General features: G+C 67.3%; 22 protein-coding genes. 8 read left to right on the top strand and 14 right to left on the bottom strand.

Annotation, left to right across the window (positions count from 1 at the left end; all coding sequences use genetic code 11):
- Positions 1–17 precede the first annotated feature (17 nt).
- Entirely contained in the window at positions 18–1178 is a 1161-nt protein-coding gene (mqnE, locus tag Pla123a_RS02085; protein WP_146583867.1) for an aminofutalosine synthase MqnE, read from the top strand.
- Between the two features lie 5 nt (positions 1179–1183).
- Here mqnE and Pla123a_RS02080 read toward each other — a convergent pair whose 3' ends face one another.
- From Pla123a_RS02080 to Pla123a_RS02065, 4 genes are all read right to left on the bottom strand, one after another.
- Complete coding sequence (locus tag Pla123a_RS02080; protein ID WP_146583866.1) at positions 1184–1843, bottom strand: TadE/TadG family type IV pilus assembly protein; 660 nt, start codon at positions 1841–1843, stop codon at positions 1184–1186.
- A 27-nt stretch (positions 1844–1870) separates the two neighbouring features.
- Positions 1871–2968, bottom strand: coding sequence for a vWA domain-containing protein (locus Pla123a_RS02075; RefSeq protein ID WP_197527595.1), 1098 nt, complete (start codon positions 2966–2968; stop codon positions 1871–1873).
- A 71-nt stretch (positions 2969–3039) separates the two neighbouring features.
- Positions 3040–3450, bottom strand: a complete 411-nt coding sequence (locus Pla123a_RS02070; RefSeq protein ID WP_146583864.1) for a TadE/TadG family type IV pilus assembly protein — start codon at positions 3448–3450, stop codon at positions 3040–3042.
- Between the two features lie 3 nt (positions 3451–3453).
- Entirely contained in the window at positions 3454–3960 is a 507-nt protein-coding gene (locus Pla123a_RS02065) for a hypothetical protein (RefSeq protein ID WP_146583863.1), read from the bottom strand.
- Between the two features lie 265 nt (positions 3961–4225).
- Between Pla123a_RS02065 and Pla123a_RS02060 the strand changes: the two genes are divergently transcribed.
- From Pla123a_RS02060 to Pla123a_RS02045, 4 genes are all read left to right on the top strand, one after another.
- Positions 4226–4861: an RNA polymerase sigma factor gene (locus tag Pla123a_RS02060; protein ID WP_146583862.1), complete on the top strand. Its 636-nt coding sequence runs from the start codon at positions 4226–4228 to the stop codon at positions 4859–4861.
- A gap of 150 nt (positions 4862–5011) precedes the next feature.
- Entirely contained in the window at positions 5012–7738 is a 2727-nt protein-coding gene (locus tag Pla123a_RS02055; protein WP_231956297.1) for a vWA domain-containing protein, read from the top strand.
- Positions 7739–7823: 85 nt separating this feature from the next.
- The gene (locus Pla123a_RS02050) at positions 7824–8090 is read left to right on the top strand and encodes a hypothetical protein (protein ID WP_146583861.1); all 267 of its coding nucleotides are present in this window, start codon (positions 7824–7826) and stop codon (positions 8088–8090) included.
- A gap of 168 nt (positions 8091–8258) precedes the next feature.
- On the top strand, positions 8259–8993 hold the full coding sequence (locus Pla123a_RS02045; protein ID WP_146583860.1) for a hypothetical protein: 735 nt from the start codon (positions 8259–8261) through the stop codon (positions 8991–8993).
- Positions 8994–9293: 300 nt separating this feature from the next.
- Here Pla123a_RS02045 and recG read toward each other — a convergent pair whose 3' ends face one another.
- From recG to trpB, 6 genes are all read right to left on the bottom strand, one after another.
- A complete protein-coding gene (gene recG / locus Pla123a_RS02040) occupies positions 9294–11390 on the bottom strand; it encodes an ATP-dependent DNA helicase RecG (protein ID WP_146583859.1) in 2097 nt (698 codons plus the stop codon).
- A gap of 48 nt (positions 11391–11438) precedes the next feature.
- Positions 11439–11888: a ribonuclease HI gene (gene rnhA, locus Pla123a_RS02035; protein ID WP_146583858.1), complete on the bottom strand. Its 450-nt coding sequence runs from the start codon at positions 11886–11888 to the stop codon at positions 11439–11441.
- 98 nt (positions 11889–11986) lie between these two features.
- Positions 11987–12535: a hypothetical protein gene (locus Pla123a_RS02030; protein ID WP_146583857.1), complete on the bottom strand. Its 549-nt coding sequence runs from the start codon at positions 12533–12535 to the stop codon at positions 11987–11989.
- Between the two features lie 372 nt (positions 12536–12907).
- Complete coding sequence (gene trpA, locus Pla123a_RS02025; protein ID WP_146583856.1) at positions 12908–13708, bottom strand: tryptophan synthase subunit alpha; 801 nt, start codon at positions 13706–13708, stop codon at positions 12908–12910.
- A 141-nt stretch (positions 13709–13849) separates the two neighbouring features.
- The gene (locus Pla123a_RS24415; RefSeq protein WP_197527594.1) at positions 13850–13990 is read right to left on the bottom strand and encodes a hypothetical protein; all 141 of its coding nucleotides are present in this window, start codon (positions 13988–13990) and stop codon (positions 13850–13852) included.
- Positions 13991–14126: 136 nt separating this feature from the next.
- Positions 14127–15341, bottom strand: a complete 1215-nt coding sequence (trpB, locus tag Pla123a_RS02020) for a tryptophan synthase subunit beta (RefSeq protein ID WP_146583855.1) — start codon at positions 15339–15341, stop codon at positions 14127–14129.
- Between the two features lie 102 nt (positions 15342–15443).
- Here trpB and Pla123a_RS02015 point away from each other — a divergent pair, with 102 nt between their 5' ends.
- Both Pla123a_RS02015 and Pla123a_RS02010 read left to right on the top strand, forming a co-directional pair.
- Positions 15444–16289, top strand: a complete 846-nt coding sequence (locus Pla123a_RS02015) for a hypothetical protein (protein ID WP_146583854.1) — start codon at positions 15444–15446, stop codon at positions 16287–16289.
- Between the two features lie 84 nt (positions 16290–16373).
- Positions 16374–17210: an Fpg/Nei family DNA glycosylase gene (locus tag Pla123a_RS02010; RefSeq protein WP_146583853.1), complete on the top strand. Its 837-nt coding sequence runs from the start codon at positions 16374–16376 to the stop codon at positions 17208–17210.
- Between the two features lie 174 nt (positions 17211–17384).
- On the opposite strand, the gene Pla123a_RS02005 is transcribed toward Pla123a_RS02010, so the two are convergent.
- The 3 genes from Pla123a_RS02005 to Pla123a_RS01995 form a co-directional block, all read right to left on the bottom strand.
- Entirely contained in the window at positions 17385–18206 is an 822-nt protein-coding gene (locus Pla123a_RS02005; RefSeq protein WP_146583852.1) for an ExeA family protein, read from the bottom strand.
- 91 nt (positions 18207–18297) lie between these two features.
- Positions 18298–19155, bottom strand: a complete 858-nt coding sequence (locus Pla123a_RS02000) for a CpsD/CapB family tyrosine-protein kinase (RefSeq protein ID WP_146583851.1) — start codon at positions 19153–19155, stop codon at positions 18298–18300.
- On the bottom strand, positions 19152–20096 hold the full coding sequence (locus Pla123a_RS01995; RefSeq protein WP_146583850.1) for a hypothetical protein: 945 nt from the start codon (positions 20094–20096) through the stop codon (positions 19152–19154). Before Pla123a_RS01995 ends, Pla123a_RS02000 begins: the two co-directional genes overlap by 4 nt.
- Before the next feature lie 264 nt (positions 20097–20360).
- Here Pla123a_RS01995 and Pla123a_RS01990 point away from each other — a divergent pair, with 264 nt between their 5' ends.
- Positions 20361–21011, top strand: coding sequence for a hypothetical protein (locus tag Pla123a_RS01990; RefSeq protein WP_146583849.1), 651 nt, complete (start codon positions 20361–20363; stop codon positions 21009–21011).
- Between the two features lie 329 nt (positions 21012–21340).
- Here the strand turns inward: Pla123a_RS01990 and Pla123a_RS01985 are convergent, their stop codons facing one another.
- Complete coding sequence (locus Pla123a_RS01985) at positions 21341–22399, bottom strand: extracellular solute-binding protein (protein ID WP_146583848.1); 1059 nt, start codon at positions 22397–22399, stop codon at positions 21341–21343.
- Positions 22400–22481: the final 82 nt, after the last annotated feature.

Here is a 22481-nt window from a genome sequence, read left to right as displayed (position 1 = left end):
AATCCGCAATCGCAACGATGGCACGCCCTTCTTCCGACATCCTCGCTCCGATCCGTGACAAAGTTGAAGCCGGCGAGCGGCTCACGTTCGACGACGGCCTCTTGCTCGAGTCGCCGGAGGTCCCGCTGCCGGAGCTCGGCGAGCTGGCCAACATCGTCCGCGAGCGGAAGAACGGCAACGCCGGCTATTACAACATCAACACGCACCTCAACGCCACGAACATCTGCGTCTACCGCTGCACGTTCTGCGCGTTCCGCTCCGACCTGCGCGACCCCAAGGGGTACTGGATGCAGGACGACGACATCCTCGCCCGCGGGCAGGAGGCCACCGACAACGGCTGCACCGAGATGCACATCGTCGGCGGGCTGCACCACCAAGCGAAGTACGAGTGGTACCGCAAGGTCGTGAGCCTGCTGCACGACAACTACCCCAGCCTGCACCTCAAGGCGTGGACGCCGGTCGAGATCGACTGGTTCGCCCGGCTCACCAAGAAGTCGATCCGCTGGGTGCTGGAGGATCAGAAGGAGGCCGGCCTCGGCAGCCTGCCGGGCGGCGGGGCCGAGATCTTCCACCCCGAGATCCGCGGCCAGATCTGCGAGCACAAGGCCGACTCCTCCCGCTGGTTCGAGACCCACCGCGAGGCGCACACGCTGGGCCTCCGCAGCAACTGCACCATGCTGTACGGGCACATCGAGCAGCCGTACCACCGCATCGACCACCTGATCCGGTTGCGCGACCACCAGGACGCGATGAACGCCGAGGGGCACGCGGGCTTCCAGACCTACATCCCGCTCGCCTTCCACCCAGAGAACAACAAGCTGGGCGAGGAGCGGAAGATCAAGAAGCCGTCGGCGTTGATGGACCTGCGGCAGATGGCCATCGCGCGGCTGATGCTCGACAACATCGACCACATCAAGGCGTACTGGATCATGCTGGGGGTCGGCACGGCGCAGCTGTCGCTCGCCTACGGCGCCGACGACATCGACGGCACCGTCCGCCACGAGCTGATCTACCACGACGCCGGGGCCACCACGCCCGAGGCGATGAGCGTCGAGCAGATCCAGCGGCTGATCCGCGAGGCGGGCCGCGACCCGGTGGAACGCGACACGCTGTACCACCGCGTCGACCGCGGCGCGGAGGGGTGGAAGCTGGGCGAGCGCGTGACGGTCAACGCCTAGCGGCGTTACTTCCCGCCCCCTTTAGCCGCTTTCGCGGCGGACTTCGCGGCGTCAGCGGCTGCCTTTTCTGCAGCTTTGGCAGCCTCAGCAGCCGCTTTCTCGGCAGCCTTGGCGGCTTTCTCGGCAGCCTTGGCTGCCGCCTTCGCGTCCTTTTCAGCGCCTTTGCCAAGCTTCTTGCCCAAGCCTTCGTTCAGGGCGTCGGCGACGAGTTGATTGAAATTGTCGGCGAGCGCAGCGGCTTCGGCGCCGCTCTTCGCCTCGCGTGTGATCGAGACCACCTTGATCACGCTGTCGTCGAGAAAGAACCGCGGAGTCAGGTAGCTGTTAGCGGTGTTGATCGGCACCCGAACGCCCACAGTGATCATCTCAGTCTGGTCGGTGATCACCTCGGGGTGCACCATGATGAGCGCGTCCTTGATGCCGAGCATCTGCAGTTCGTTGATCGCTGCCTGATGACACTCCTCCGCGGTCACACCAGCGATGATTCCCCGTCGAGCGCCCTCGGTGGCGGCGATCGCGGTGGTGTGGAGCAGCATGTTGGCGCGTCCGAACTCGACCGCTGCGAAGACGAGGGCGAAGAGCACCGGCGCGGTCAGCGCGAACTCAACGACGCTGGTTCCTCGCCGCCGGAGCGCGGAACCTCGCCGCGAAAGTATTGTCTGCATTTGCGATACTCCGGATGGGGAGCCTGATCAGTCGGTGAGCTGAGAAGCGATGGCCGCCAATTCCTTAAACGCCGCCTTTAGCTGAGCCTCGGTTTCGGCGTGAAGGTGCTTTCCGCCGCCGATAGACGCGACTTCCTTCATGACCGTCTGGTTGGCTTCGACGCTGAACGTCACGGTGTGCACCTGAACCCTCGCGGTCCGACAATCAGACGCGGCGGCGACCGCGCTGCCGACATTCTCGTTGCCGTCGGTCATGACAATCATGATGCGGTCGGCATTGGGCCGAGCCGAGGCGCTAGCGAGCAGCGTGTTCAGCCCCTTCCGCATACCCGACTCGATGTCGGTATTGCCGTTCCAGACGCTGCCGGTGAGGTCCGTGACGGAGCCGTCAACCGCGTCGAGATCAGTAGTCAGATCGATATTGAGCGAGGCCGCGTCGGTCGACGTGCCACAGTAAACCGCCGGACTAAACGCGCTATTGTACGAGACAATCGCCACCTGCTCGCTGGCGTTGCTGTCGCGGAGTGCGTCGGTGAACACCTTAGAGGCCCCGTCCAACGCCCGCCAACGGGTGTTGGGCTTTGGCGGCTGGCAAAACAGCGGGTCGGTCGTGTACATGCCCGAGGTCGTGGCGTTGACGTCTGCCTTCATCGAGGTCGACCGGTCAAGCACCAGGCAGATGTCGACGTTGAGGAAACTGGCGGTCGACGTGAACACCGGCTCAAACTTCTTCGCGCCGATGATCTTGCCGAACAGCAGCGGCACCGCACCGGTGTCCGAACCCTCACGCCGGTCACCCGTGACCCGCACCGCGTTGTACGGCTGAGTGTTGACCGAGAACTCGTACTTCCCCGACTCTGAACGCACCGAACGTCCAAACTCGATTTGGCTGACTGCCAGCTTCAGCGGCTGTCCAGCGATCCGGTTGCTATCAGCGATGCGTTCTGCCGCGTCGCGGGCGAGCTTCTTGCTGTCGGTGCGGCTCAGCGTGCTGGCCGCCGCCCGAGCGGCAGCGTCAGTCACCGCGTGCAGCTCGAGCCGCGTGTTCTGCATGTACGCGACGTCCACTGCAAACCCGAGGAACACCAGCATGACCGGAAGCAGCACCGCGATCAGCGGCAGCATAGCGCCGAGTCTTCGTCTACTCTTCGCGTGGGTCATGACAATCACAATACCGTGAGACAAGGGAAGTGGGTTCAACGCGTGCACTCAAAGTTGACCGTCAACACGCTTGGCGTCCCAAAAAACCCCGACACCATGAGGTTCTCGTCGACCGGCGCTGTGATGCTTATCGTCACCGGGTCGCCGGGCGAAAGGTCCTGGATGTTCTCGGCCGCGGTGAAAAAGTAGGTGCCGTTCGTCACGCCACGCAGGCCGAGCACCTGTTTGATCCGCGCTGAGACCGTGATGTTATTGGCGTCCGGCCGGGCGATCTCGAGCGAGCCCTCGTAGGCCGCCGTGGTCAGCCCGTGCTTCAGGTAGATCATGTCGCACGCCTGCATCGACCCAAACACCAGCAGGGTCAGCACGGGCAGGCACACCGCCAGCTCGACCGTGGCGGTGCCACGGCGGCGGGGGCCGCGTGTTTCAGGGGTGGTCTGGGTCATGCGTTAAGCCTGGACCAATTGGTCGTCGTGGTTCGCGTGCGGCGCCTCTTGGGCCAGGTACGCCCGTTCGATCTCTCGCAGCCGCTCGACCTCAACGTTCAGCCGGTTGAAATCGTCGGCCAGGTCGTGCCAGTGATCGGCCTTGCGGAATTCGACGCTCGGGACCTGCCGGCCGTCGGCCAGCTCGCCGATCACCCGCTTCAACCGCACCACCGGCCCGGCGATCGAGTGCGAGAACCGGGCCATGTCGAGCGCCGCCATCGGGGCGGTCGCCAGGAACGCGATCACCATCGGGCCCCAGGTCATCGACCGCAGCTGGTCCTGCTCCTCGACCGACATCGTCGGGTTCGTGAAGATCTGCATCACCAGCGTCAGCGCAATGGCCACCACGGCCGCGCACAGCCACTGGGTCACCATCCGCACGGCGATCGCCTTCTGGATCGGCAGTCGCAACGCGCCCTTCCGCCGCCGCTCGTGCGGGCTGGTCGGACTAACGGCATCGTTCTTCATAGGATGACTCGGGCGGGGGGGCAAGCTAGCACACGCAGCGGGGCCGCGTCGTTGGCTGTTGTAAAAGCGTATGTCAACTTTCACCTGCAGGCGGCGGCCCCGGTTTGGCGGACCCCGGCGAGTGGCCCGACCCCCGGCCGTTTCCGGCGCAACCCTCACAATCATTCGCCGCCCGACGGGGAACCGACGGGCGCCCGGCGGCGTCGAATCGGCTAGATTGACTTTTTCTTGAACCCCCGGCCCTCGTTCGAGCACTAAGGCAGACATGACCGCCCTCAGCCAGTCGCCCGACGCCCGGGCCTCCACTGCCCTGGAAACGCCAAATCAGACCGCCGAGGAGAACGCCGACGCCCCGCCGCCGGCGTCGGGATCAGCGGCGGGTGCGATCTCCGCGGCCGCGCCAGACCAACCGCTGGCCGAGCTCGTCCGCCAGCACCAGGCCGGCGTCTGGCGGCTGCTGCGGTACCTCGGGGCCGACGCCGCCGAGGCCGACGACCTGACCCAAGAGACCTTCCTCGCCCTCGCCCGCAGCCGCTTCCAGCACCAAACCACCCCGCAGACCGCGGCCTACCTCCGCACCGCGGCCCGCAACCAGCTGCTGATGCTCCGCCGCAAGCAGCAACGGCAGGTCAGCACCGTCGCCCTGGAAGCCGCCGAGGCCGTGTGGGCCGAGCGGATCGACAATCAACCCAATGGCGGCTGGCAGGCGTTCACCGCCGCCCTGCGGGCGTGCACCGAACAACTCGAGGGCCGCGCCGCTCTAGCGATCGACCTCGCCTACCGGCAGAGCCTCGGCCGCGAGCAGATCGCCGACCGGCTCGACATGAAACCCGCCGGCGTGAAAACGCTGCTCCGCCGCACCCGCGCCGTGCTGCGTGAGTGCATTGAACGCCGCGTGTAGATACCTCCTATGAGCCGTCGGCGTCAGCCGTCGGAGTTGCTTGAGAACGCGGCTCGCTAGCTCGACCGCGAACCGATTTTGCTCCGGCGGCTAGCGCTGCCGGCTCCTGACTGGCTGCGAGTTGTTGAATAATTAACTGAGCGAACGACCATGAACGAACTGACCGAATCCACCGACCCCAACGAGCTAACCGACCGGCTGATTGACCTTGGCCTGCGTGACACGCTAGGCGGCGAGTCGGCGCCCGACCTGTCGGCGTCGATCCTCGCCCGCGCCGCGGTCGAGGCCCGTACGAAGGCCCCGGCTGGGCGCACCACGCCGAGCTCTTGGCGGGTGTGGGGCACGCTGGCGACCGCCGCGAGCCTGCTGGCGGGCGTGGTGGGGTACAGCGCGCTTAACGATCGGCCGCTGGAGGTCGCCAAGGCTTCGCCGGAGGCAACCGCTCAAGAAGAAGCGGAGCAGCTCGCCATGCTCGAACAGATGCGGCGGCAGTTCGGGCACGATGCCCCCGTAACGTTACACGAGACGGAAGCGTCCGCAGTTCACGACCGCCGCACGGCAGACCTCTTGCGGCAAGCGATTCAAGAGTCCATTAATCGTAGCGACTCGAATGTATCGCGCCGCATGGACAGGTCAAAGATCGACACGGGCGTCGGCGGTCAGGTTCGAGCTGACCAGAAATACTTCGAACGGTCGCACTACCATGCACCGGGCGAACAATCAGGGGACGCACCAGACTCTCAGAACCGTAGCATGGCCGAGTCCGGAGGTCAGCAGTTCAGAATTGATGCTGGTTCAGAGCGCAAACTGATGAACCGTTACGCCATGACTAGTGATGCGCCGTATTACCCCCCCGCAACGACCGCCGGCAACCAGAGTGCGGCCGGCGACACTTATCTCCGCGGGGTAGAACGCGAAAATCGCGTCTTGGCGGCCAACCTTTCACCGATGTCGCGCGGCGGCGAGGGCCCAGTAAGACCACGGCCTGCCGTGCCCCTCTCTGCTCCTCTGCCGCCGAGCGAGGGCCAAGGCGGAGCGGCCACCGAGTATGGCGTCGCGGCAGCGAGCAAGCCGGATGACATGAGCTCTTACGGAGGCGACAATGGCCCGCCTGGTTTCGCCCCGACAATCGACACGATTCGCCTTCACGCGAACGGTGGCAACGTCGTCCAACACGGCTTCGGCGACGGGCGAGGCGTCCCCATCAGCGACAATATCGACCCCGAGATCTACCTCTGGATGGTCACACGCAACGGGCGCGAAACCTTCGAGCTCGACAGCCAATCCGGAAAGAGGTGGCCCGAAGGCGGAGCCGCCGGCGAGGGACCAGACGCCTCCGGCGATAAGTACCAGCCGATCCACGAGAACGCGTTCATCGCGGTCGAGGGCCTGCAGGCGCTCAGCACGTTCAGCATCGATGTCGACACCGCCAGCTACGCCAACGTGCGGCGGTTCCTCAATAGCGGCCGGCTGCCGCCGCCCGACGCGGTACGGCTGGAGGAGCTGGTCAACTACTTCGACTACCAGTACCAGCCCCCGACCGACGACACCCCGTTTGCCGCGCACGTCGAGGTGGCCGCCTGCCCCTGGAACGGCAAGCACCGGCTCGCCCGGATCGGGATCAAGGGCCGCGAGCTGGCCGCCGACAAGCGGCCGCTGTCGAACCTAGTGTTCCTGATCGACGTCAGCGGCTCGATGCAGAGCCCAGAGAAGCTGCCGCTGGTCATCGAAGGCATGAAGGCCCTCACGCGGCAGCTCGGCGAGAACGACCGCGTCGCGATCGTCGTGTACGCGTCGACCGAGGGCCTGGCGCTGCCGAGCACGCCGGGCGACCAGCAAGACACGATCCTGGCGGCGCTTGACAAGCTGACCGCCGGCGGCTCGACCGCGGGCGGGGCCGGCATCCAGCTTGCCTACCAGATCTGCGAGGACAATTTTATTGAAGGGGGTTCGAACCGCGTCATCTTGTGCACCGACGGCGATTTTAATGTCGGCACGACCAGCACGGGCGACCTCGAGCGGATGGTCGCCGAGAAGGCCGACCAGACCGGCGTGTTCCTCTCGGTCTGCGGCTTCGGCCGCGGCAACCTCAACGACGCCATGATGGAGACCATCTCCGGCCGCGGCAACGGCACGTACTACTACATCGACACGCAGCAGGAAGCCGAGAAGGTGTTCGTCCGCGGCCTGACCGGCACGCTGGTCACGATCGCCAAGGACGTAAAGATCCAGGTCGAGTTCAATCCGGCCCAGGTCGCCGCCTACCGGCTGCTGGGCTACGAGAACCGCGTGCTGGCCGCCCAGGACTTCAACGACGACAAGAAGGACGCCGGCGAGATCGGCGCCGGGCACACTGTGACCGCCCTGTACGAGCTAGTCCCCGCCGGCGAGCCGGCCCCCACGCCCGAGCTCGACGAGCTCCGCTACCAGCAACCCAAGCCGCGGCCTGACGCCGAGGAACCAGCAGCCAGCGGCGAGCTGCTGACGCTTAAGATGCGGTACAAGCTGCCGGACGAAGACACCAGCACCAAGCGGGAGTGGCCCGTGTCCGACGACGGCAAGTCGTTTGGCGAGGCGACGCCCGATACGCAGTTCGCCGCCGCGGCGGCCGGGTTCGGCATGCTGCTCCGCGGTTCGGCCCACAGCGGCAACCTGACGTGGGAGGCGGTTCGGGAAATCGCCCAGCCCGGCGTCGGCGCCGACCCGCACGGCAACCGCCACGAGTTCCTGACGCTCATCGACAAGGCGGCCGCGCTGCGTCCCACGCCCCGCCCAGCGCCGGACCCCGCGGGCGGCAAGCCGGCGGCCGATTCGGCCGCTGAAGTAGCGCCCCTGCCTGCAACGACAGAGTCGGATGGCGTAAAAGCGGGCGAATAGGCAGAATTCTGGTCAGATTTCGCGTCGATGAGCGATGTACTTAGTGACGCCACTTCTGAATCCGTTTCCGCGAGAGCCCGCCAGCATGCCGACCGAACCAGACGAAACGTTCAATCTCGTCTGCGAGCTGCTGGATGGTAGCGATTCCGATGAGGTGCATCGCCGGCTGCTAGCGAACCTCGACGCCGACCCCATGGCGCGACGCAGCTTTTCCGACGCGCTCCAGGTGCACTGCCTGCTCGAATGGCTCGTGACCGACGAGCTGAACCGCGTCGACCGGCCGCAGGGCGTCCCAACGCCCGCCTCGAGCCGCCTGCCCGGGCAGCGTCCCGAAACCGAGCGGCGACGCTAGCCGACCGGCTGTACCTGGCCGGGCAGCTCCGGGCCGGCTCTTCCTGGCCCAGCGGCTGCTTTGGTGGCGTCGCTGTGTAGCAATCGGGCTTCCGGCGCGGTTCAATGAGGGCTCGTCGGCGCCGTGCGATGCGTCGCCAACAGGACGCCAGAACACCGGACCCCAACGATGCCGACTCTCTGCCAAATCTGCCTTCCGCTCGTCTGGCTCGCCAGCTGCGGCGTGCTTGCCGCCGCCCAGCCCTCCGCTCAGGCCGAAGCTTGGGCGCTGATCGCTCAGGACGACTTTGCCGACGGCGCCGACGACTGGGCGCCGCTCGACGCGGACAACTGGCGGGTCGTGAGCCAAGCCGGCAACCGCGTGTTCAGCCAGCACGCCAAGAAGCCAAGCTACCAGCCGCCGCACCGCAGCCCGTTTCATGTCGCCCTCTGGAACGCCGCGGTGGTGAGCGACTGCGAGCTGACCGCACGGGTGAAGAGCACCCACGCCGACTACGGCGGCCGCGACGTCTGCCTGATCTTCGGCTACCAAGATCCGGCGCACTACTACTACGCCCACCTCGGCAAGCAGACCGATGCGATCCACAACCAGATCCACATTGTCGACGGCGCGGACCGCCGGAAGATCACTGCCACAACCAACGACGGCACGCCGTGGGACGACCACTGGCACACCGTGCGCGTTGTCCGCCAGGTCGAGTCCGGCCAGATCGAGGTCTACTGGGAGAACCACCCCAAGCCGTTCATGACCGCCGTCGACAAGACCTTCGCCTACGGCAGCGTCGGCGTCGGCACGTTCGACGACACTGCCGAATGGGACGACCTCGAGCTCCGCGGCGTTGTGCCGAAGCCGCCGGCGTCGCACGTGCTGCCAGGCGGGCCGGCGGCCGTGCGGATTCGTTAAGCCGGGACCGCTGATCAGAAAGCAAGCCGCGCAGCGGCGCGACTTGATCTCCCTCCCCCAGGGGGGGGAGAGATTAAGGGAGGGGGTCGGGTTGCAAAGCGCGTTGTCGCGCTCCTGTACGAGTCGCTTGCGTTGTGGCCAGTACAGGAGAGCAGTGACTAACGGGGAACTTAGCCCCCTCCCCTAGCCCCTCCCCCTTCCGGGGAGGGGGATTTACGCGCGCCGCTGCGCGGCTTGCCCTGAGCGCGCGGCGGAGCCGCGACGCTTCATGACCGGCACCCAACCACCGTCGACCAGCCATTACCCCACATCACCAAGCTCTAGAGCCTTGCCGTACCGGTACAGCATCTGCTTGCGGAGCTTCTGGTGTTCGGGGTCCTTGAGGCCGGGGTCTTGGGAGAAGAGCTGCTGGGCGGCCTCGCGGGCTTCGATGAGCACGTCGCGGTCGCGTTGCAGGTCGGCGATGCGCATCGGTGGCAGCCCGCTCTGCTTGGCGCCGAACAGCTCGCCCGGGCCGCGGAGCGAGAAGTCGAGCTCGGCCAGCTCGAACCCGTCGGTCGTGCTGGCGAACGCCTCGAGCCGCCCGCGGGCGTTGTCGGAGAGCTCCTCTTGCGGGATGATGGCGCAGAACCCGGGGTGGCCGCCGCGGCCGACACGGCCGCGGAGCTGGTGCAGCTGGCTCAGCCCGAACCGCTCCGGCGAGGCGATCACCATCACCGACGCGTTCGCCACGTCGACGCCGACCTCGATCACCGTGGTGCTGACCAGCACCTGCAGCGCGCCCGAGCGGAACTGCTGCATGACGCCCTCCTTGTCGTCGGACGACATGCGGCCGTGCATCAGCCCGACGCGGAAGCCGTGCAGCTCGCCGTAGGTGAGTCGCTCGAACTCCTGCTCGACGCTGGTCGCCGAGACGTTCTCCGACTCCTCGACCAGCGGCGCCACGACGTACGCCTGGCGGCCCTCGCGGAGCTTGTCCTGCACGAACTTCCACCAGCGGTCGAGCTGGCTCGGCTCGACCAGGTACGTGCTGACCGGCTGGCGGCCGGCGGGCAACTCGCCGAGGATCGACACCTCGAGGTCGCCGAACTGGGTCATCGCCATTGTGCGGGGGATCGGCGTGGCGGTCATCACCAGGTAGTGCGGAGAGCGGTCGCCGGTCCGCAGGGCGGCGCGTTGCTTGACGCCAAACTTGTGCTGCTCGTCGATCACGGCCAGGCCGAGGTGCGGCAGCTCGACCTTGTCCTGCAGGATGGCGTGCGTGCCGATCACGACGCTCACCTCGCCACTGGCCAAGCCCGCGAGCACCTCGCGGCGCTCGGCGTCGCCCTGTCCGCCGACCAGCAGGCGGTAGTTGACGCGGCTCTCCTTGAGCAGCGCGTCGAGTGTGCGGGCGTGCTGGCGGGCGAGCACCTCGGTTGGCGCCATCAGCACCGCCTGCTTGCCGTGCGCGACCGCCAGCAGCATCGCGAACAACGCGACCGCGGTCTTGCCGCTGCCGACGTCGCCCTGCAGCAGGCGGTTCATCGGCACGTCGCGGGCCATGTCGGCGGCGATCTGGTCGATGGCGCCGCGCTGCGCGGCGGTCAGCTCGAACGGCATCAGCCGCGTGATCCTCGCGTCGATCTTGGCGTCGATCGGCAGCACCGGCGCCTTGAACGAGAGCTGCTGCTGGAGCCGCCGCGCGGCGAGGGCCAGCTGCAGGATGAACAGCTCTTGAAACACAAACCGCCGCTGCGCCGTGTCACGCTCGGCGTCGTTCTTGGGGAAGTGCACCTGCGGGATCGCCTGCCGCAGCGGCAGCAGCCCGTGGCGCTGCAGCAGGTCGTCGGGGAACACCTCCTCGGGCACCTCGGCGAATTGCTCGACCACCAGCTCCGACAGCCGGCGGCGGTGGTACAGGCTGATCCCCTCGGTCAGTGGGTAGACCGGCAAGAGGCCGTCGTGTTCGGCGGCGTTGTCGTCCTCGAGCCAGGCGGCCCGCGGGTGGGCCATCTCCCACCGCAGGCCGGACTTGCGGGGCTTGGCCGAGAGCTGCACCAGCTGGCCCGGCTTGAACTTGTCGCGCATAAAGATCTGGTTGAACCAGGTGGCGCGGAGCGCGCCGCCCTGGGCGTCCTCGATGATCACGCCGACCCGGGTGCGGCCGAAGCCGCCGCGCGAGTCGACCTCGGTCACGCGGCCGCGGACGGTCTGCAGCAGGCCCTCTTCGAGGTCGTCGACCAGGCGGACGTCGGAGAAGTCTTCGTAGTCGCGTGGGAAGCAGAACAGCACGTCGCGGACGCTGCGGAGGCCGAGCTTCTCAAACAGCACGGCCCGCTGCGGGCTGACCTCGTCGAACACCGTGATCGGCGTTGCGAGCTGCTCGATGGTCGACTTGGCGGAAGCGGGCTCCATGCCGGGTATTGTATCGCGATCAGCCGGCGAGCGTTATGAAGCGTCGCGTTACAAGTACTTCTGATAGGCGGCGACCGCCAGCTCGTCGACGCGGTCGTTCTCGGCGTGGCCGCTGTGGCCGGCGACCCTCGTGTACTTGATCTGGTGGAGCTGGGAGAGCTCGTCGAGCTTACGCCACAGGTCCTCGTTTTTAACCGGGGCCCACTTCTTGCCCTCGCGGCGACGCCAGTCGTTCTTCTTCCAGTTCTTCATCCACTCGCTCAGCCCCTTGCCGACGTAGACGCTGTCCGTGAACAGCTCGACCTCGGTCGGGCGTTTGAGGGTGGCGAGCCCCTCCACCACCGCCGTGAGCTCCATGCGATTATTGGTGGTCTCGGGTTCGCCGCCGGAGCCCTCGAGCTCTTTGCCACTCTCGGGGTGGCGCAGGAGATAGGCCCAGCCCCCCGGCCCCGGGTTGCCGCTGCAACCGCCGTCGGTGTAGAGGTGTACGTCTGCCACAGAGGTGAGGTCGGGGTGCGGGGTGGGCCGGATGGGGTGACAAGGCCCCTACCGTATCCCGCGGACCACGCTTCGCCAAGGGCGGAAGCCTCAATACATTAAACAATGATGCCCAGGGGCTCGTTCTCATGTTCACCTTCGTCCCAGAGTCGACGGACCTCAGCCAAACCGTACTCAATCAGTTCGAATTGATCGGCCATCCGCTCGAGCAGTTCGCCCGGCGCTTTGTCGTTGTCGGTGGGGATCCGGCTGGCCAGGAAGTACGCCCGGCGGCCCTGGTCCCGGTAGTCGAGCAGCGAGTCCTTCAGCCCGGCCCGCTTGATGCGGTCGGCCATCTCGGGATAGACGCCGGTCCAGAACAGCGTGAAGTCGCCGATGTGGCGGTGCACGCGGCGGCGTGCGGGGCCGATGCGGGCCTCGGCCTCGGCGAGCATGTCGGCCACCTGAGTGAGCTGCTCGCCGCGGACGCTCCGCACGCCGTACAGCGAGGTTGTGCTGACGAAGCGTTCCAGCAGCTCCGAGACGTAATCGACCAGCGGCGGGTCGGCCACGCCCAAGCGGCTTTGGAAGGCGTATTCGGTGAGGCCCGCGAAGAAGCGGCGGGCGGTAGAGTCGTGGCGGTCTTGGGGCGAACGGGCGTCAAGCATGGACGGTCTCCGTCTCGCCCCGCAGCGGCGATTCCGGTAGTGACCGTAGGCGTGACGTCACGACCGGATAGCCGGTGCGCCTCTTCCACGTAATCAGCGGCGGGTCGTAGGCGAGAAGGACGACCAGCCGCCTGGCGCTTCTCTCACTCTCAGTACCTCTATTCTAGCTTGCGGCGAAAATCCAAATCAACATAAATCTTCCGGACATTCGCCCCATCCGCTTATATCGGCATTCCCGCCGCCCGTGCAACACTGAAATGCCGCAGAGTAGGCGCTGGTTGGAGGCCGCTGGGCGCTGGTTCGGCATTGGACACCTTGGGGGCACGCCAGCTACGACTAGCGCCCACCGCCTTCCAGCTAGCGCCTGCACCGCTACGGCATGGCCGCCAGCAACTCGGCGACGTAGTCGCCTACTTCCTTGAGCACCTCGTCGCGGGGGCGCTCGGCGGCGGTGGCGATGCGGCGCACCACGGCCGAGCCGACGATCAATCCGTCGGCCACCGGCGCCAAAAGCTTGACGTGCTCGGGCTTGCTGATGCCGAAGCCGATGCAGATCGGCAGCTCGGTCTGGCTCCGCAGCCAGCCAACATTGTCGATCAGGTCGGGCGGCAGCTCGGTGCGCTCGCCCGTGATGCCAGCGACGCTCACGTAGTACACGAAGCCGGTCGACGTCTCGCAGATCCGCAGCGCCCGCTCGCGCGGCGTGGTCGGCGTGACCAGCTGGATCAGGCTCAGCCCGTGCTCGCCGGTCACCTTCGCCAGCCGCGGCGATTCCTCGACTGGCAGGTCGGGCACGATCAGCCCGCTGACCCCCTTGGCCTTGACGTCGGCGCAGTACTGTTCGACGCCGTGCCGGTAGATGATCGCGTAGCTGACCATCGTGACGATCGGCGCGTCGACCTCGGGGCAGACGCCGCCGAGCATCTCGAGGATGCCGGCCAGCTTGATCTTCTTGCCGAGCGCCCTGGTGTAGCTCGCCTGGATTACCGGCCCGTCGGCGATCGGGTCGCTGTAGGGGATGCCGAGCTCACACAGGCTGGCGCCGCGGCCGATCACTTCCTTCAGCACCGCCGCGGTGAAGTCGAGGTCGGGGTCGCCCGCGGTGACGAACGGCATGAGCGCCTTGCGGCCCTCGGCACGGAGGTTCTGGAACAGGTCGGGGATCGAAGGCATTTCGGATTCGGGATTGCAGATTGCGGATTCACCGGCGCCCAGCGCAGCAGGGAAGACCAGTATAGCCCCGGCGTCGCGGGCTGCGGAGTGCCACTTTCCTCGAGCCCACGGCCATCGGTAAGCAGCCAAAGTCACCGCCGTTCACGCCTTTGGCCGGCGGGTCAGCAGCCAGACGACGAACGCCAGCGAGATCAACAGCGACACCCCCACAATGATCTGCGAGGTCACGCTCAGGCGTTCCATCAGGGCGGTACGGGCGAGGATGAAATTCATAGCTGACATTAGAGGTAGGCAGGAACTAGCGACAGCGCCGTTCCGGCATTCGAGCGATGACGTTAGGGAACACTGATCAACACTAATGAGCTCTCATTGAAGTCCATCAGCGGCAATTAGTGTTCCTACTCCTTCTTTGCCGGAATCAACCGAACTCTACACCCTTGAGCCGCGCGACCTCCATGGCGTCCTTGTCGCCGCGGCCGCTCAGGCAGACAACCACCATCTGGTCGGGCTTCATGCCGGCGGCGATCTCCATCGCCTTGGCCACCGCGTGGCTGCTCTCGAGGGCGGGCATAATGCCTTCGGCGGAGGCGCAGGCGTCGAACGCTTTCATGGCGTCGTCGTCGCGGCAGCTGGTGTACTGCACCCGGCCCGAGTCCTTCCAGTAGCTGTGCTCCGGGCCGACGCCCGGGTAGTCGAGGCCGGCCGACATGCTGTGCACGTCGCAGGTCTGGCCGTCCTCGTCCTGCATGACGTAGCTGAACGATCCGTGCAGCACGCCGGGCTGTCCGTAGGTCAACGGGCTGGCGTGGTCGCCGGCCTTGTCGCTGCGGCCGCCGGCCTCGACGCCGACCAGCTCGACGTCCGTGTGCGGCACGAACGGGTAGAACATGCCGGCCGCGTTGCTGCCGCCGCCGACGCACGCCACGACCTTGTCGGGCAAACGGCTGAACCGCTCTTGGAACTGCTCGATCGTCTCCTTGCCGATCACGCTCTGGTAGTCACGCACGATCCGCGGGAACGGGTGCGGGCCGACCACCGAGCCGAGGATGTAGTGCGTGTCGTCGACTGAGGACATCCAGTCGCGCATCGCCTCGTTGATGGCGTCGCGGAGGGTGCGGCTGCCGCTGGTGACCGGCCGCACCTCGGCGCCGAGCAGCTTCATGCTGAACACGTTCGGCTTCTGGCGGCGGATGTCCTCCTCGCCCATGTACACGACGCACGGCAGGCCGAAGTGGGCGCAGGCGGTGGCGGTCGCCACGCCGTGCTGGCCGGCGCCGGTCTCGGCGATGACGCGGCCCTTGCCCATCCGCTTGGTCAGCAGGCACTGGCCGAGCGTGTTGTTGATCTTGTGCGCGCCGGTGTGGTTGAGGTCCTCCCGCTTGAACCAAATCTGGGCGCCGCCGACCTGCTCGCTGAGCCGCTTCGCATGGTACAGCGGCGACGCCCGGCCGACGAAGTCGCGGAGCAGTTCGGCCAGCTCATCCTGGAACGCCTGGTCGGTGATCGACTTGTCGTACTCGGCGGTCAGCTGGTCGAGGGCCTTGACCAGGGTCTCGGGGACAAAGCGTCCACCGAACTGGCCAAAGCGGCCTACGGCGTCGGGGACCATGGGAGGGGTAGCTGGGGTGCTCATCGGGGACGCTCTGCCTGCAGGCGTGCGGTTTCTGGTAGTCTGTAGTCGGTCAATTGTCGGCGGTACCTACCACTTTAGCAAGGCGGAGCCGGACGGGTAGCGATGGACGAAACCGACGATAACGCCGAAGAATCGGCCTCGACGCCCGGCGAGACGGGGTGGCGCCCGGCGGTGTGGGGGCCACTGGCGCTGCTGGCGGCACATGGGCTGTTCGGCTTCCTCTTCAACCCCATTGCCGGCGATGGCCCCGATAGTGAGGAGGTTGGTGGGCTGCTGATTGGGGTGCTCCTCTCACAACCGATGGTGTGCGCCTGGTGGGCCGCCTGGACACAGGCGTCGTGGGTCTTGCGGGCGCCGACGGGTACCGCCGCGTGCATTTTTCTGCTGCTGATGTCCAGCCTGCGGGAGTGGGACGCAATGATCGCCGTGTTGTTCGCGGTGATCGCGTTCACCTTCTGGGGACTGTTCGCTGTGCTGCGGTGGAAGACCGGCTGGCGGCTTGTCCGCATCTCAACGGCCGGCTTGCAGACCCCCGCTACCTCCGTTGCCCAATTCGGTCTACGCTTCCTGATTGGCTGGACAACCATCGTTGCGGCTCTGTGCGCGCTGGCAAAGGCCGTCGCTTTCACGACAGACCACCTGAGCAGAGGTGTAGAAGCTGTGACGCTGCCGATCGTGTTCACCTTGCTCGTCCTGCCGACCCCGGTTCTCGTGCACCTCATCCTGGCCGACCGTTTCAACACCCGACCGTTAGCAGTCTTCGCACTGGTGGTCGGCGCCTGCGTTCTGGGCGCGACCTTCATCGCTACCAGCCTAGGCCCTATGCCTGCTTGGGGCGAGTTGCTCTGGATTTTCTCCTGGTTCAACTCCGGGGCGATCATCGGCGGCGCCGTTTCTGCGGTCGCCCTGCGATGGTCTGGCTACCGCATGATCTGCACGGGCCCCTAGCATCAACACCGCTAATGGCCGCTAATTGACACTGACCAGCGGCCATTAGCGTTCCCTACTTCCCGTCCTCACAACGTCGCGTCAGTGCCCGAGCTCCCCGAAGTTGAAACCATGCGCCGCGGCGTCGCCGGGATCACGGGCGGAGTGATCGCCGGCGTCGAGCGGCTGCCGTGCCCGCGGAAGCCGATCTTGTTTGCGCCGCGGGTCGACGCGTTCCGCCGCCGGGCGGTGGGTCAGGCGGTGGCGGCGGTCGACCGGATCGGCAAGCGGGTGGTCGTGCGGCTGGCTTCGGGCGACGCGGTGATCCTCGAGCCCCGCATGACCGGGCTGGTGCTGACCGCCGACCCGCCGGATCCGCTGTACCTGCGGGTGCGGTTCGATGTCGACGGCGGGGAGCATGCTTCGTTCTGGTACTGGGACCGCCGCGGGCTGGGGAATGTTCGCCTGCTGACGCCAGCGGAGTTCGACGCTGCCCTTGGCCCGGACAAGCTCGGTCCGGATGCCTTGGCCGTGACGGACGCTTCCTTACGGGCGCGGCTCGGCGGTAGCCGGCGCGAGATCAAGGTCGGCTTGCTCGATCAGAAGGCGGTCGCCGGCATCGGCAACCTGTACGCGGCCGAGATCCTGCACGTCGCGGGCGTGCACCCCCAGGCACGGTGCGACCGGCTCACCAAGCCGCAGTGGACGCGCATCGTCGACGCGACGCACGCCGTGCTGCACGAGGCGATCAAGCACGAGGGCTCCACGCTGTCCGACGGCACCTACCGCAACGCCCTCAGCCAGGACGGCGGCTACCAGAACTGCCACCGCGTGTACGACCGCGCGGGACTCCCCTGCCCTCGGTGCGAGGCCCCGATCGAGCGGATCGTGCAAGCGCAGCGGTCGACGTTCTTCTGTCGGTTTTGTCAGAAGCGTCGGTAGCACGCAAAAAAAGAGCGAGCCAGTACCGCCCGCGAGTGGAGCGCCCCCCCAGGGAACTCCAGCCGCTGACAATTCTGGCTCGCATCTTGATTGCGTAGTCATCGTCGCTCCGACCGATTCGCCCGCAGACAAACCGGCCGCCGTCTAGTCGGCCGCCAATCAGTCGGCGGACAGTCAGTCGGTGGACAAGGCCAGCAGCTCCTTGCTGACCGAGTGGATCTGCGGCTCGTCGATCACGGCGAGCTGTTCGGCGAAGCCGACCAGCAGTGCGAGGTCGCACAGCCGGTCGATCTGGCGGGGGATGCCGCCGGTGATCTGGTGCACCGCCTCGACCGCAGCGGGGGTGAACACCTCGCGGCTCGCGCCGGCGGCGTTCAGCCGGTGCTGCAGGTACTCGGCGGTCTCCTCGGAGACGAACGAGCGGAGCAGCGTCTTGACCGACAGGCGTTCCTCGAGCGAGGTCGCGCGGCCCATCGCCGAGAGCAGACCCATCTGCCCAACCAAGAGCAGCGTCATCCGCGGCGTCGCTCCGGCGGCCAGGTTCAGCAGCAGGCGGACCGTTTCGAGCAGCCCGCCGTCCTCGAGCAGGTGCGCCTCGTCGATGACCAGCAGCGTGTGGCGGCCGGCGGCGACGCTCGCGGCGAGCGCCTTGTCGATCCGAGCGACCGCCTCGTCGGTGCTGCGGCGAGGGTTCTCGGGCAGCGGCGCCTCGAGCGCGTCGGCGATGTGCGTCAGCAGGTCGCGGGGCGACATCTGCGGGAACACCACCTTCACCACCGGGCCGGCGTGGTCGCCCAGGTCGGCGATGATCCGGTCGACCAGCAGCGTCTTGCCGACGCCGCTAGGGCCTGCCAGCGCAGCGGCCGGACGCCGCTGATCCAGCGCGTAGCGGAGTTTGAGCTGCGCGCCGTCGTGCGACTCGGACGGGAAGTAGGACTCCTCGTCCGGGTGCGGCTCAAACGGCTTGGCGTCGAGTTGCCAGTAGTCGGCGTACATGACTGAGCGTGGGCTAGTGGCTAGTGGCTAGTGGCTGGTGGCTGGTGGCTAGTGGCCGATGGAAGTAGAGCCCGGCGCGGGTGGCAGCCGGTTAAGCGAATGACTCCACCACGCCGATCACGTTTTGTCCGGCGGCGGTCAGCACCCGTCGGGCGAACATCAGGTCGGCCTCGTTGGCGTTCGCGCGGCGGACCAGCACCACGGCGTCGAGCCGCAGCGAGTCGGCTCCGCGGGCGGGCTGGGTGGCGATCGACTCGATGTCGCAGCCAAGGTCGACCAGCACGGCCGAGTGGTCGGCGATCAGGCCCCGCAGCGCGCCGCTGACACGGCGTTCGTCGACCGTGTGCTCGTCGAACGCAAAGCCGAGCGAGATGTTCTGAGCCGCGCCATAGATTAGCGCGTCGGCGGCCGCCCCGCCATTCTCAAGCGTGCGGGACAGCGACCGGCAGTCGCAGACGCCAAGCGACCGCGCCAGACCGGGCTCGCCCGGGGCGGCGTCGATCACGGCGGCCGGGGCACGGCCGTCGGCGGCGATTGCCAGGCCGGCGGCAAGCGTGGTGGTGCTGCAGCCGACGCCGTGGCCGGCGCCGAGCAGCCCGATCACCCCGCCAGAGCGCGACGCGTAGGCCATCATGCGGCGGTATTCTTCGCCGCACTCCAGCGCGAGCCGCGAAGCCACTTCGGGCACGGCGAAGGTCGCCAGCGTCACGCCGGCGATTGAAGCCTGCACGCCGGCCGGCTGCTGCTGGGCCGCGTGGGCGGCCTGCGCGGCGCGTTCCTCGGCGATCGCCTCGGACAGCGGCCGCCGCTCGGGCGACTTGGCGAAGTTGGCGTGGGGGCCGTGCCGGTGCGTCTCGTGCGAGTGCGACACGGGACGCGGGACCGGGGTTGGCTCCGTCTGCGTGTCGGTGCGGTACGCCTTGATGAAGGCCTGATCCGTAAAGCTCATTGCTGCATGCCTGCGCTAGAGGGTTTGGTGGGCCACTGCAGTTGGGCGTGGGGCGGCGTGGTCGAGGTCTCGACCGGCCAGGCCGGCGCCGTGTAGCTGGTGCTCGGGTAGGCGGGCGCCTGGGCGACCCGTACTTCCCGCTCGGCCGCGGCCGCCGGGGTGGTTTCGATTTCCACCGACGCGGTGCGGTGCGGTTCGACCGGCGTGATGTCGGCCATCCCGGCCCGTCCTGACGGGGCCACCGGCATGCTGGCCGGGCCGGCCGCGGTCACGGTGGCGGACGGCCGCGCCGGCGACGCGCCCGGCATCGACACGCCGGGCATCGACGGCAGCGGGTCGAGCCGCGGAGCGGACGACCCCGCGTCGGCCGCCACCATCACGGCGCCCTGCACCTCGCTAAGGGCTGGAACCTCCGTAGAGTCGACCATGTTGCTGGGCAGAGAGTCCGGCAGCACCTCGACCGGCGAGCGCAACACGACCAGCATCAGACCGGTAATCGCGATCAACGCCGCCAGCAGGATTAGCCGGGCGTGCGGCCGAAGCGTGGTCTCGAGCGACAACAGCTGGGCCGCCCAAGAGGACTCCTGCCAGAGGTCCTCCGAAGGGTCTGGCGCGGCGTCGGCAACTGGCGCCGGATTGAATTGGGGACGCGGCAGCGGGGCCGCGGGCGTGGGCGCCGGCGTCTCTGGAGCCTGGTGCGCCGGCGGTTGCGGCGCGGCGGCCTGGGACCGCGGCGGCGCTACCTCGGCGGCGTGCGCGGCCTCGTTCCGCACCAGCGGGGCCGGTGGGGCCTCGACCGGCGGCGCCGGGGCGGCGGCCTTGGCCTGCGGTCCAATCGCGGGGATCGCCGCGAGCACCGGCAGCATCGGGCCGCCGTGCGACGCCTCGCCCTGGTAGGAGCCAATCGTCAGGGTGTCAAAGCTGCTGTAGGTCGCCGACATGAGCGCGTCCTTGCGCTGAGGTTCATCGAACTTCTTTCCCCGCCTGCTAGCAGCGAGCGGGGACGCCGTCGGACGGGCCGCTGTCCCTGCGCAGGAGGGTCCGACCTAACAGGTATCGGTGCCGGTTGCGCCGACCTTGAGGGATGTTTCGGCGAGCACACCCCGCTTGGGGGCGCCGCTCCTGGTCGCCGGGCCCGGGCTATGTTTATTCCACGGTTGTTTCCGGTCGAATACCTCCCCCGCCGCTACCCGGGCCTGTCAGAAATGAATCGTCGCCGCTTCGCCTTCATGGTCGGGATGGGCCTGTTTGGCCTGTCAGAAAAACTCGGCTCCCAGGGGCTCGACCAGCTAGCAGCGCTGGCGATGCGCGCGACCGAGCCCAACCCGACGCCCGCCCCGCCGGTCGACCCCGAGTCGACCGAGGCTGCCGTGCACTGGACGATCGGCGAGGACGACTACTGGCGGTGGTTCGAGCGCGAGGAGCTCGTCGACGGCAAGTGGCGGGTGACCGGCATCACCACGCCCATCAAGAAACACAACGGCGAGCGGTACACCGAGAAGACAGGCTACCTGCCCGACGAGCTTGTGCCCGCTGAGGTGCGCTTCGGCAAGCAGTCCGTCATGGACGACGCCGAGCCGATCCCAGAACCAGACGACCCGCCCAGCGATCCGGGCGAGCCGCTCGCCGTCCGCCGCGCCCGCCACGGCCGGCCCCCCAGCAAGTGGCTCCGCAGCCTCAACGCCGAGGAGCTCCGTGAGTGGATGACCACGGTCGAGATCCCCGAGGCCGGCGTCAGCGGCATGACCTTCTGGACCCACCTCACCCGCGACCACGGCTTCAACCCGTTGAAGATCGAAGGGCTGAACGAAGAGGAGCAAGCCAAGCTCCACGCCGCGGCCCATTACGGGTATTGAGTTGGTGGCGAACTATGAAGCGTCGCGGCTCCGCCGCGCGCTCAGAGCAAGCCGCGAAGCGGCGAGCCTAAATCCCCCTCCCCGGAAGGGGGAGGGGCTAGGGGAGGGGGCTGAATTCTCCGTTAATTGAAAACTCTCCTGTATTGATCTAGCAGCTCGACGATAGTCAGGCGCGCGACAACGTGCTTTGCAACCCGACCCCCTCCCTTAATCCCTCCCCCCATGGGGGAGGGAGATCAAGTCGCGCCGCTGCGCGGCTTGCTCTGTGCCGGCGCGGCAATAGCAGCATCATGCGCGGCGTAGCCGCGACGCTTCATGAGCCGCTGACTCTAGTTACCGGCAGTAAACTCATCCCGCAGGAACTCGGCCGCGCTGTCCCAAGCCTCAGCAGCCGCCGCGAAGTCGACGTCCATGGCCTTCACGGTCGCCGGGGTTTCGACCCGCGGCTTGGCTGCGGTCTTGCTGTTGAGCGGGATCTGGGCGCTCGGGCCCATCACCAGGCGGCCTTCGATGTCGGGCGACAGCAAGTAGTCGATTAGCTGCTGCGCCGGTCCAGGGTTCGGGCAGCCCTTGAGCATCGAAAGCGTGTTGGGGATGAACAGCGTGCCGAGCTCGTCGTCCTGCTGGTCGGGGTAGATAATCGAGACCGGCGCGCCCGACTCAACCTCGAGCATCGCGTCGTCGGTGTCGGTCAGGCCGAACGCCAGCTGGCCACTGGCCACCGCGCGGGCGACTTGGCGGTTGCCGGACAGGATCCGCGCGTTGCGCTTGACGCCCTCGAAGTACGCCTTGGCTTCCTCCTCGCCGAGCGCGACGAACAGGCACGCCGCGTGGGTCGCCGTGGTGCCGAACAACGGCTTGGCGACCCCCACCCGGTCGTACCACTGCGGGTCGACCAGGTCGTTGATCGAGTCGGGCCGCCGCGCCTCGGGGACGATGTTGTTGTTGACGATCAGCACCCGCGCGCGGGCGGCGAAGCCGTGCCACAGCCCCGCGGGGTCCTGGGCCTCGGGCGGGTAGTCGGCCGCGGCGGCTGTCGGGCTCGGCGCCAACAGGCCGAGCTCTTTGAGCCGCAGCGTGTGCAGGGCCTCGTTGTTCCAGAACACGTCGCTGCGGGGGCGGTCCTTCTCGGCGATCAGCGCCGCCACCAGCCCGGTGGTCTTGGTCGACTCGCCGTCGAACTTCGGCTTGACCTCGATGCCGGTCTGCCGCGTAAAGGCGTCGAACAGCGTCTTGGAGAACTCCTGGTCGAGCGCGGTGTAGACCACCACTTCCTGCTTGGCTGGAGTGCTGCTGCCGCTGCCGCCGCAACCGGTTAACGCGGCCCCCAGCGGGACCACGAGTGCAGAGAGGGCGAGCGTGATACGGGATCGGGTCGTGCTGGTCATCCTGATTGTCGCCTTGGAGCCTGGCGTGCTAGACTTGAGTGCTGATGGTTGCGCGGTAAATGAGTTCCTGGCTGGAAGCCCT

Source organism: Posidoniimonas polymericola (genome assembly GCF_007859935.1).
Lineage (GTDB): Bacteria > Planctomycetota > Planctomycetia > Pirellulales > Lacipirellulaceae > Posidoniimonas > Posidoniimonas polymericola.
Note: the sequence above shows the minus strand (reverse complement) of the source record. Positions and strands in the feature narration are given on the sequence as shown.

Excerpts from the sequence above, each read along its gene's own strand:
- mqnE (WP_146583867.1), top strand. The coding sequence starts at position 18 with ATGGCACGCCCTTCTTCCGACATCCTCGCTCCGATCCGTGACAAAGTT.
- Pla123a_RS02080 (WP_146583866.1), bottom strand. The coding sequence starts at position 1,843 with ATGCAGACAATACTTTCGCGGCGAGGTTCCGCGCTCCGGCGGCGAGGA.
- Pla123a_RS02075 (WP_197527595.1), bottom strand. The coding sequence starts at position 2,968 with ATGCTGCCGCTGATCGCGGTGCTGCTTCCGGTCATGCTGGTGTTCCTC.
- Pla123a_RS02070 (WP_146583864.1), bottom strand. The coding sequence starts at position 3,450 with ATGACCCAGACCACCCCTGAAACACGCGGCCCCCGCCGCCGTGGCACC.
- Pla123a_RS02065 (WP_146583863.1), bottom strand. The coding sequence starts at position 3,960 with ATGAAGAACGATGCCGTTAGTCCGACCAGCCCGCACGAGCGGCGGCGG.
- Pla123a_RS02060 (WP_146583862.1), top strand. The coding sequence starts at position 4,226 with ATGACCGCCCTCAGCCAGTCGCCCGACGCCCGGGCCTCCACTGCCCTG.
- Pla123a_RS02055 (WP_231956297.1), top strand. The coding sequence starts at position 5,012 with ATGAACGAACTGACCGAATCCACCGACCCCAACGAGCTAACCGACCGG.
- Pla123a_RS02050 (WP_146583861.1), top strand. The coding sequence starts at position 7,824 with ATGCCGACCGAACCAGACGAAACGTTCAATCTCGTCTGCGAGCTGCTG.
- Pla123a_RS02045 (WP_146583860.1), top strand. The coding sequence starts at position 8,259 with ATGCCGACTCTCTGCCAAATCTGCCTTCCGCTCGTCTGGCTCGCCAGC.
- recG (WP_146583859.1), bottom strand. The coding sequence starts at position 11,390 with ATGGAGCCCGCTTCCGCCAAGTCGACCATCGAGCAGCTCGCAACGCCG.
- Pla123a_RS02030 (WP_146583857.1), bottom strand. The coding sequence starts at position 12,535 with ATGCTTGACGCCCGTTCGCCCCAAGACCGCCACGACTCTACCGCCCGC.
- trpA (WP_146583856.1), bottom strand. The coding sequence starts at position 13,708 with ATGCCTTCGATCCCCGACCTGTTCCAGAACCTCCGTGCCGAGGGCCGC.
- Pla123a_RS24415 (WP_197527594.1), bottom strand. The coding sequence starts at position 13,990 with ATGTCAGCTATGAATTTCATCCTCGCCCGTACCGCCCTGATGGAACGC.
- trpB (WP_146583855.1), bottom strand. The coding sequence starts at position 15,341 with ATGAGCACCCCAGCTACCCCTCCCATGGTCCCCGACGCCGTAGGCCGC.
- Pla123a_RS02015 (WP_146583854.1), top strand. The coding sequence starts at position 15,444 with ATGGACGAAACCGACGATAACGCCGAAGAATCGGCCTCGACGCCCGGC.
- Pla123a_RS02005 (WP_146583852.1), bottom strand. The coding sequence starts at position 18,206 with ATGTACGCCGACTACTGGCAACTCGACGCCAAGCCGTTTGAGCCGCAC.
- Pla123a_RS02000 (WP_146583851.1), bottom strand. The coding sequence starts at position 19,155 with ATGAGCTTTACGGATCAGGCCTTCATCAAGGCGTACCGCACCGACACG.
- Pla123a_RS01995 (WP_146583850.1), bottom strand. The coding sequence starts at position 20,096 with ATGTCGGCGACCTACAGCAGCTTTGACACCCTGACGATTGGCTCCTAC.
- Pla123a_RS01990 (WP_146583849.1), top strand. The coding sequence starts at position 20,361 with ATGAATCGTCGCCGCTTCGCCTTCATGGTCGGGATGGGCCTGTTTGGC.
- Pla123a_RS01985 (WP_146583848.1), bottom strand. The coding sequence starts at position 22,399 with ATGACCAGCACGACCCGATCCCGTATCACGCTCGCCCTCTCTGCACTC.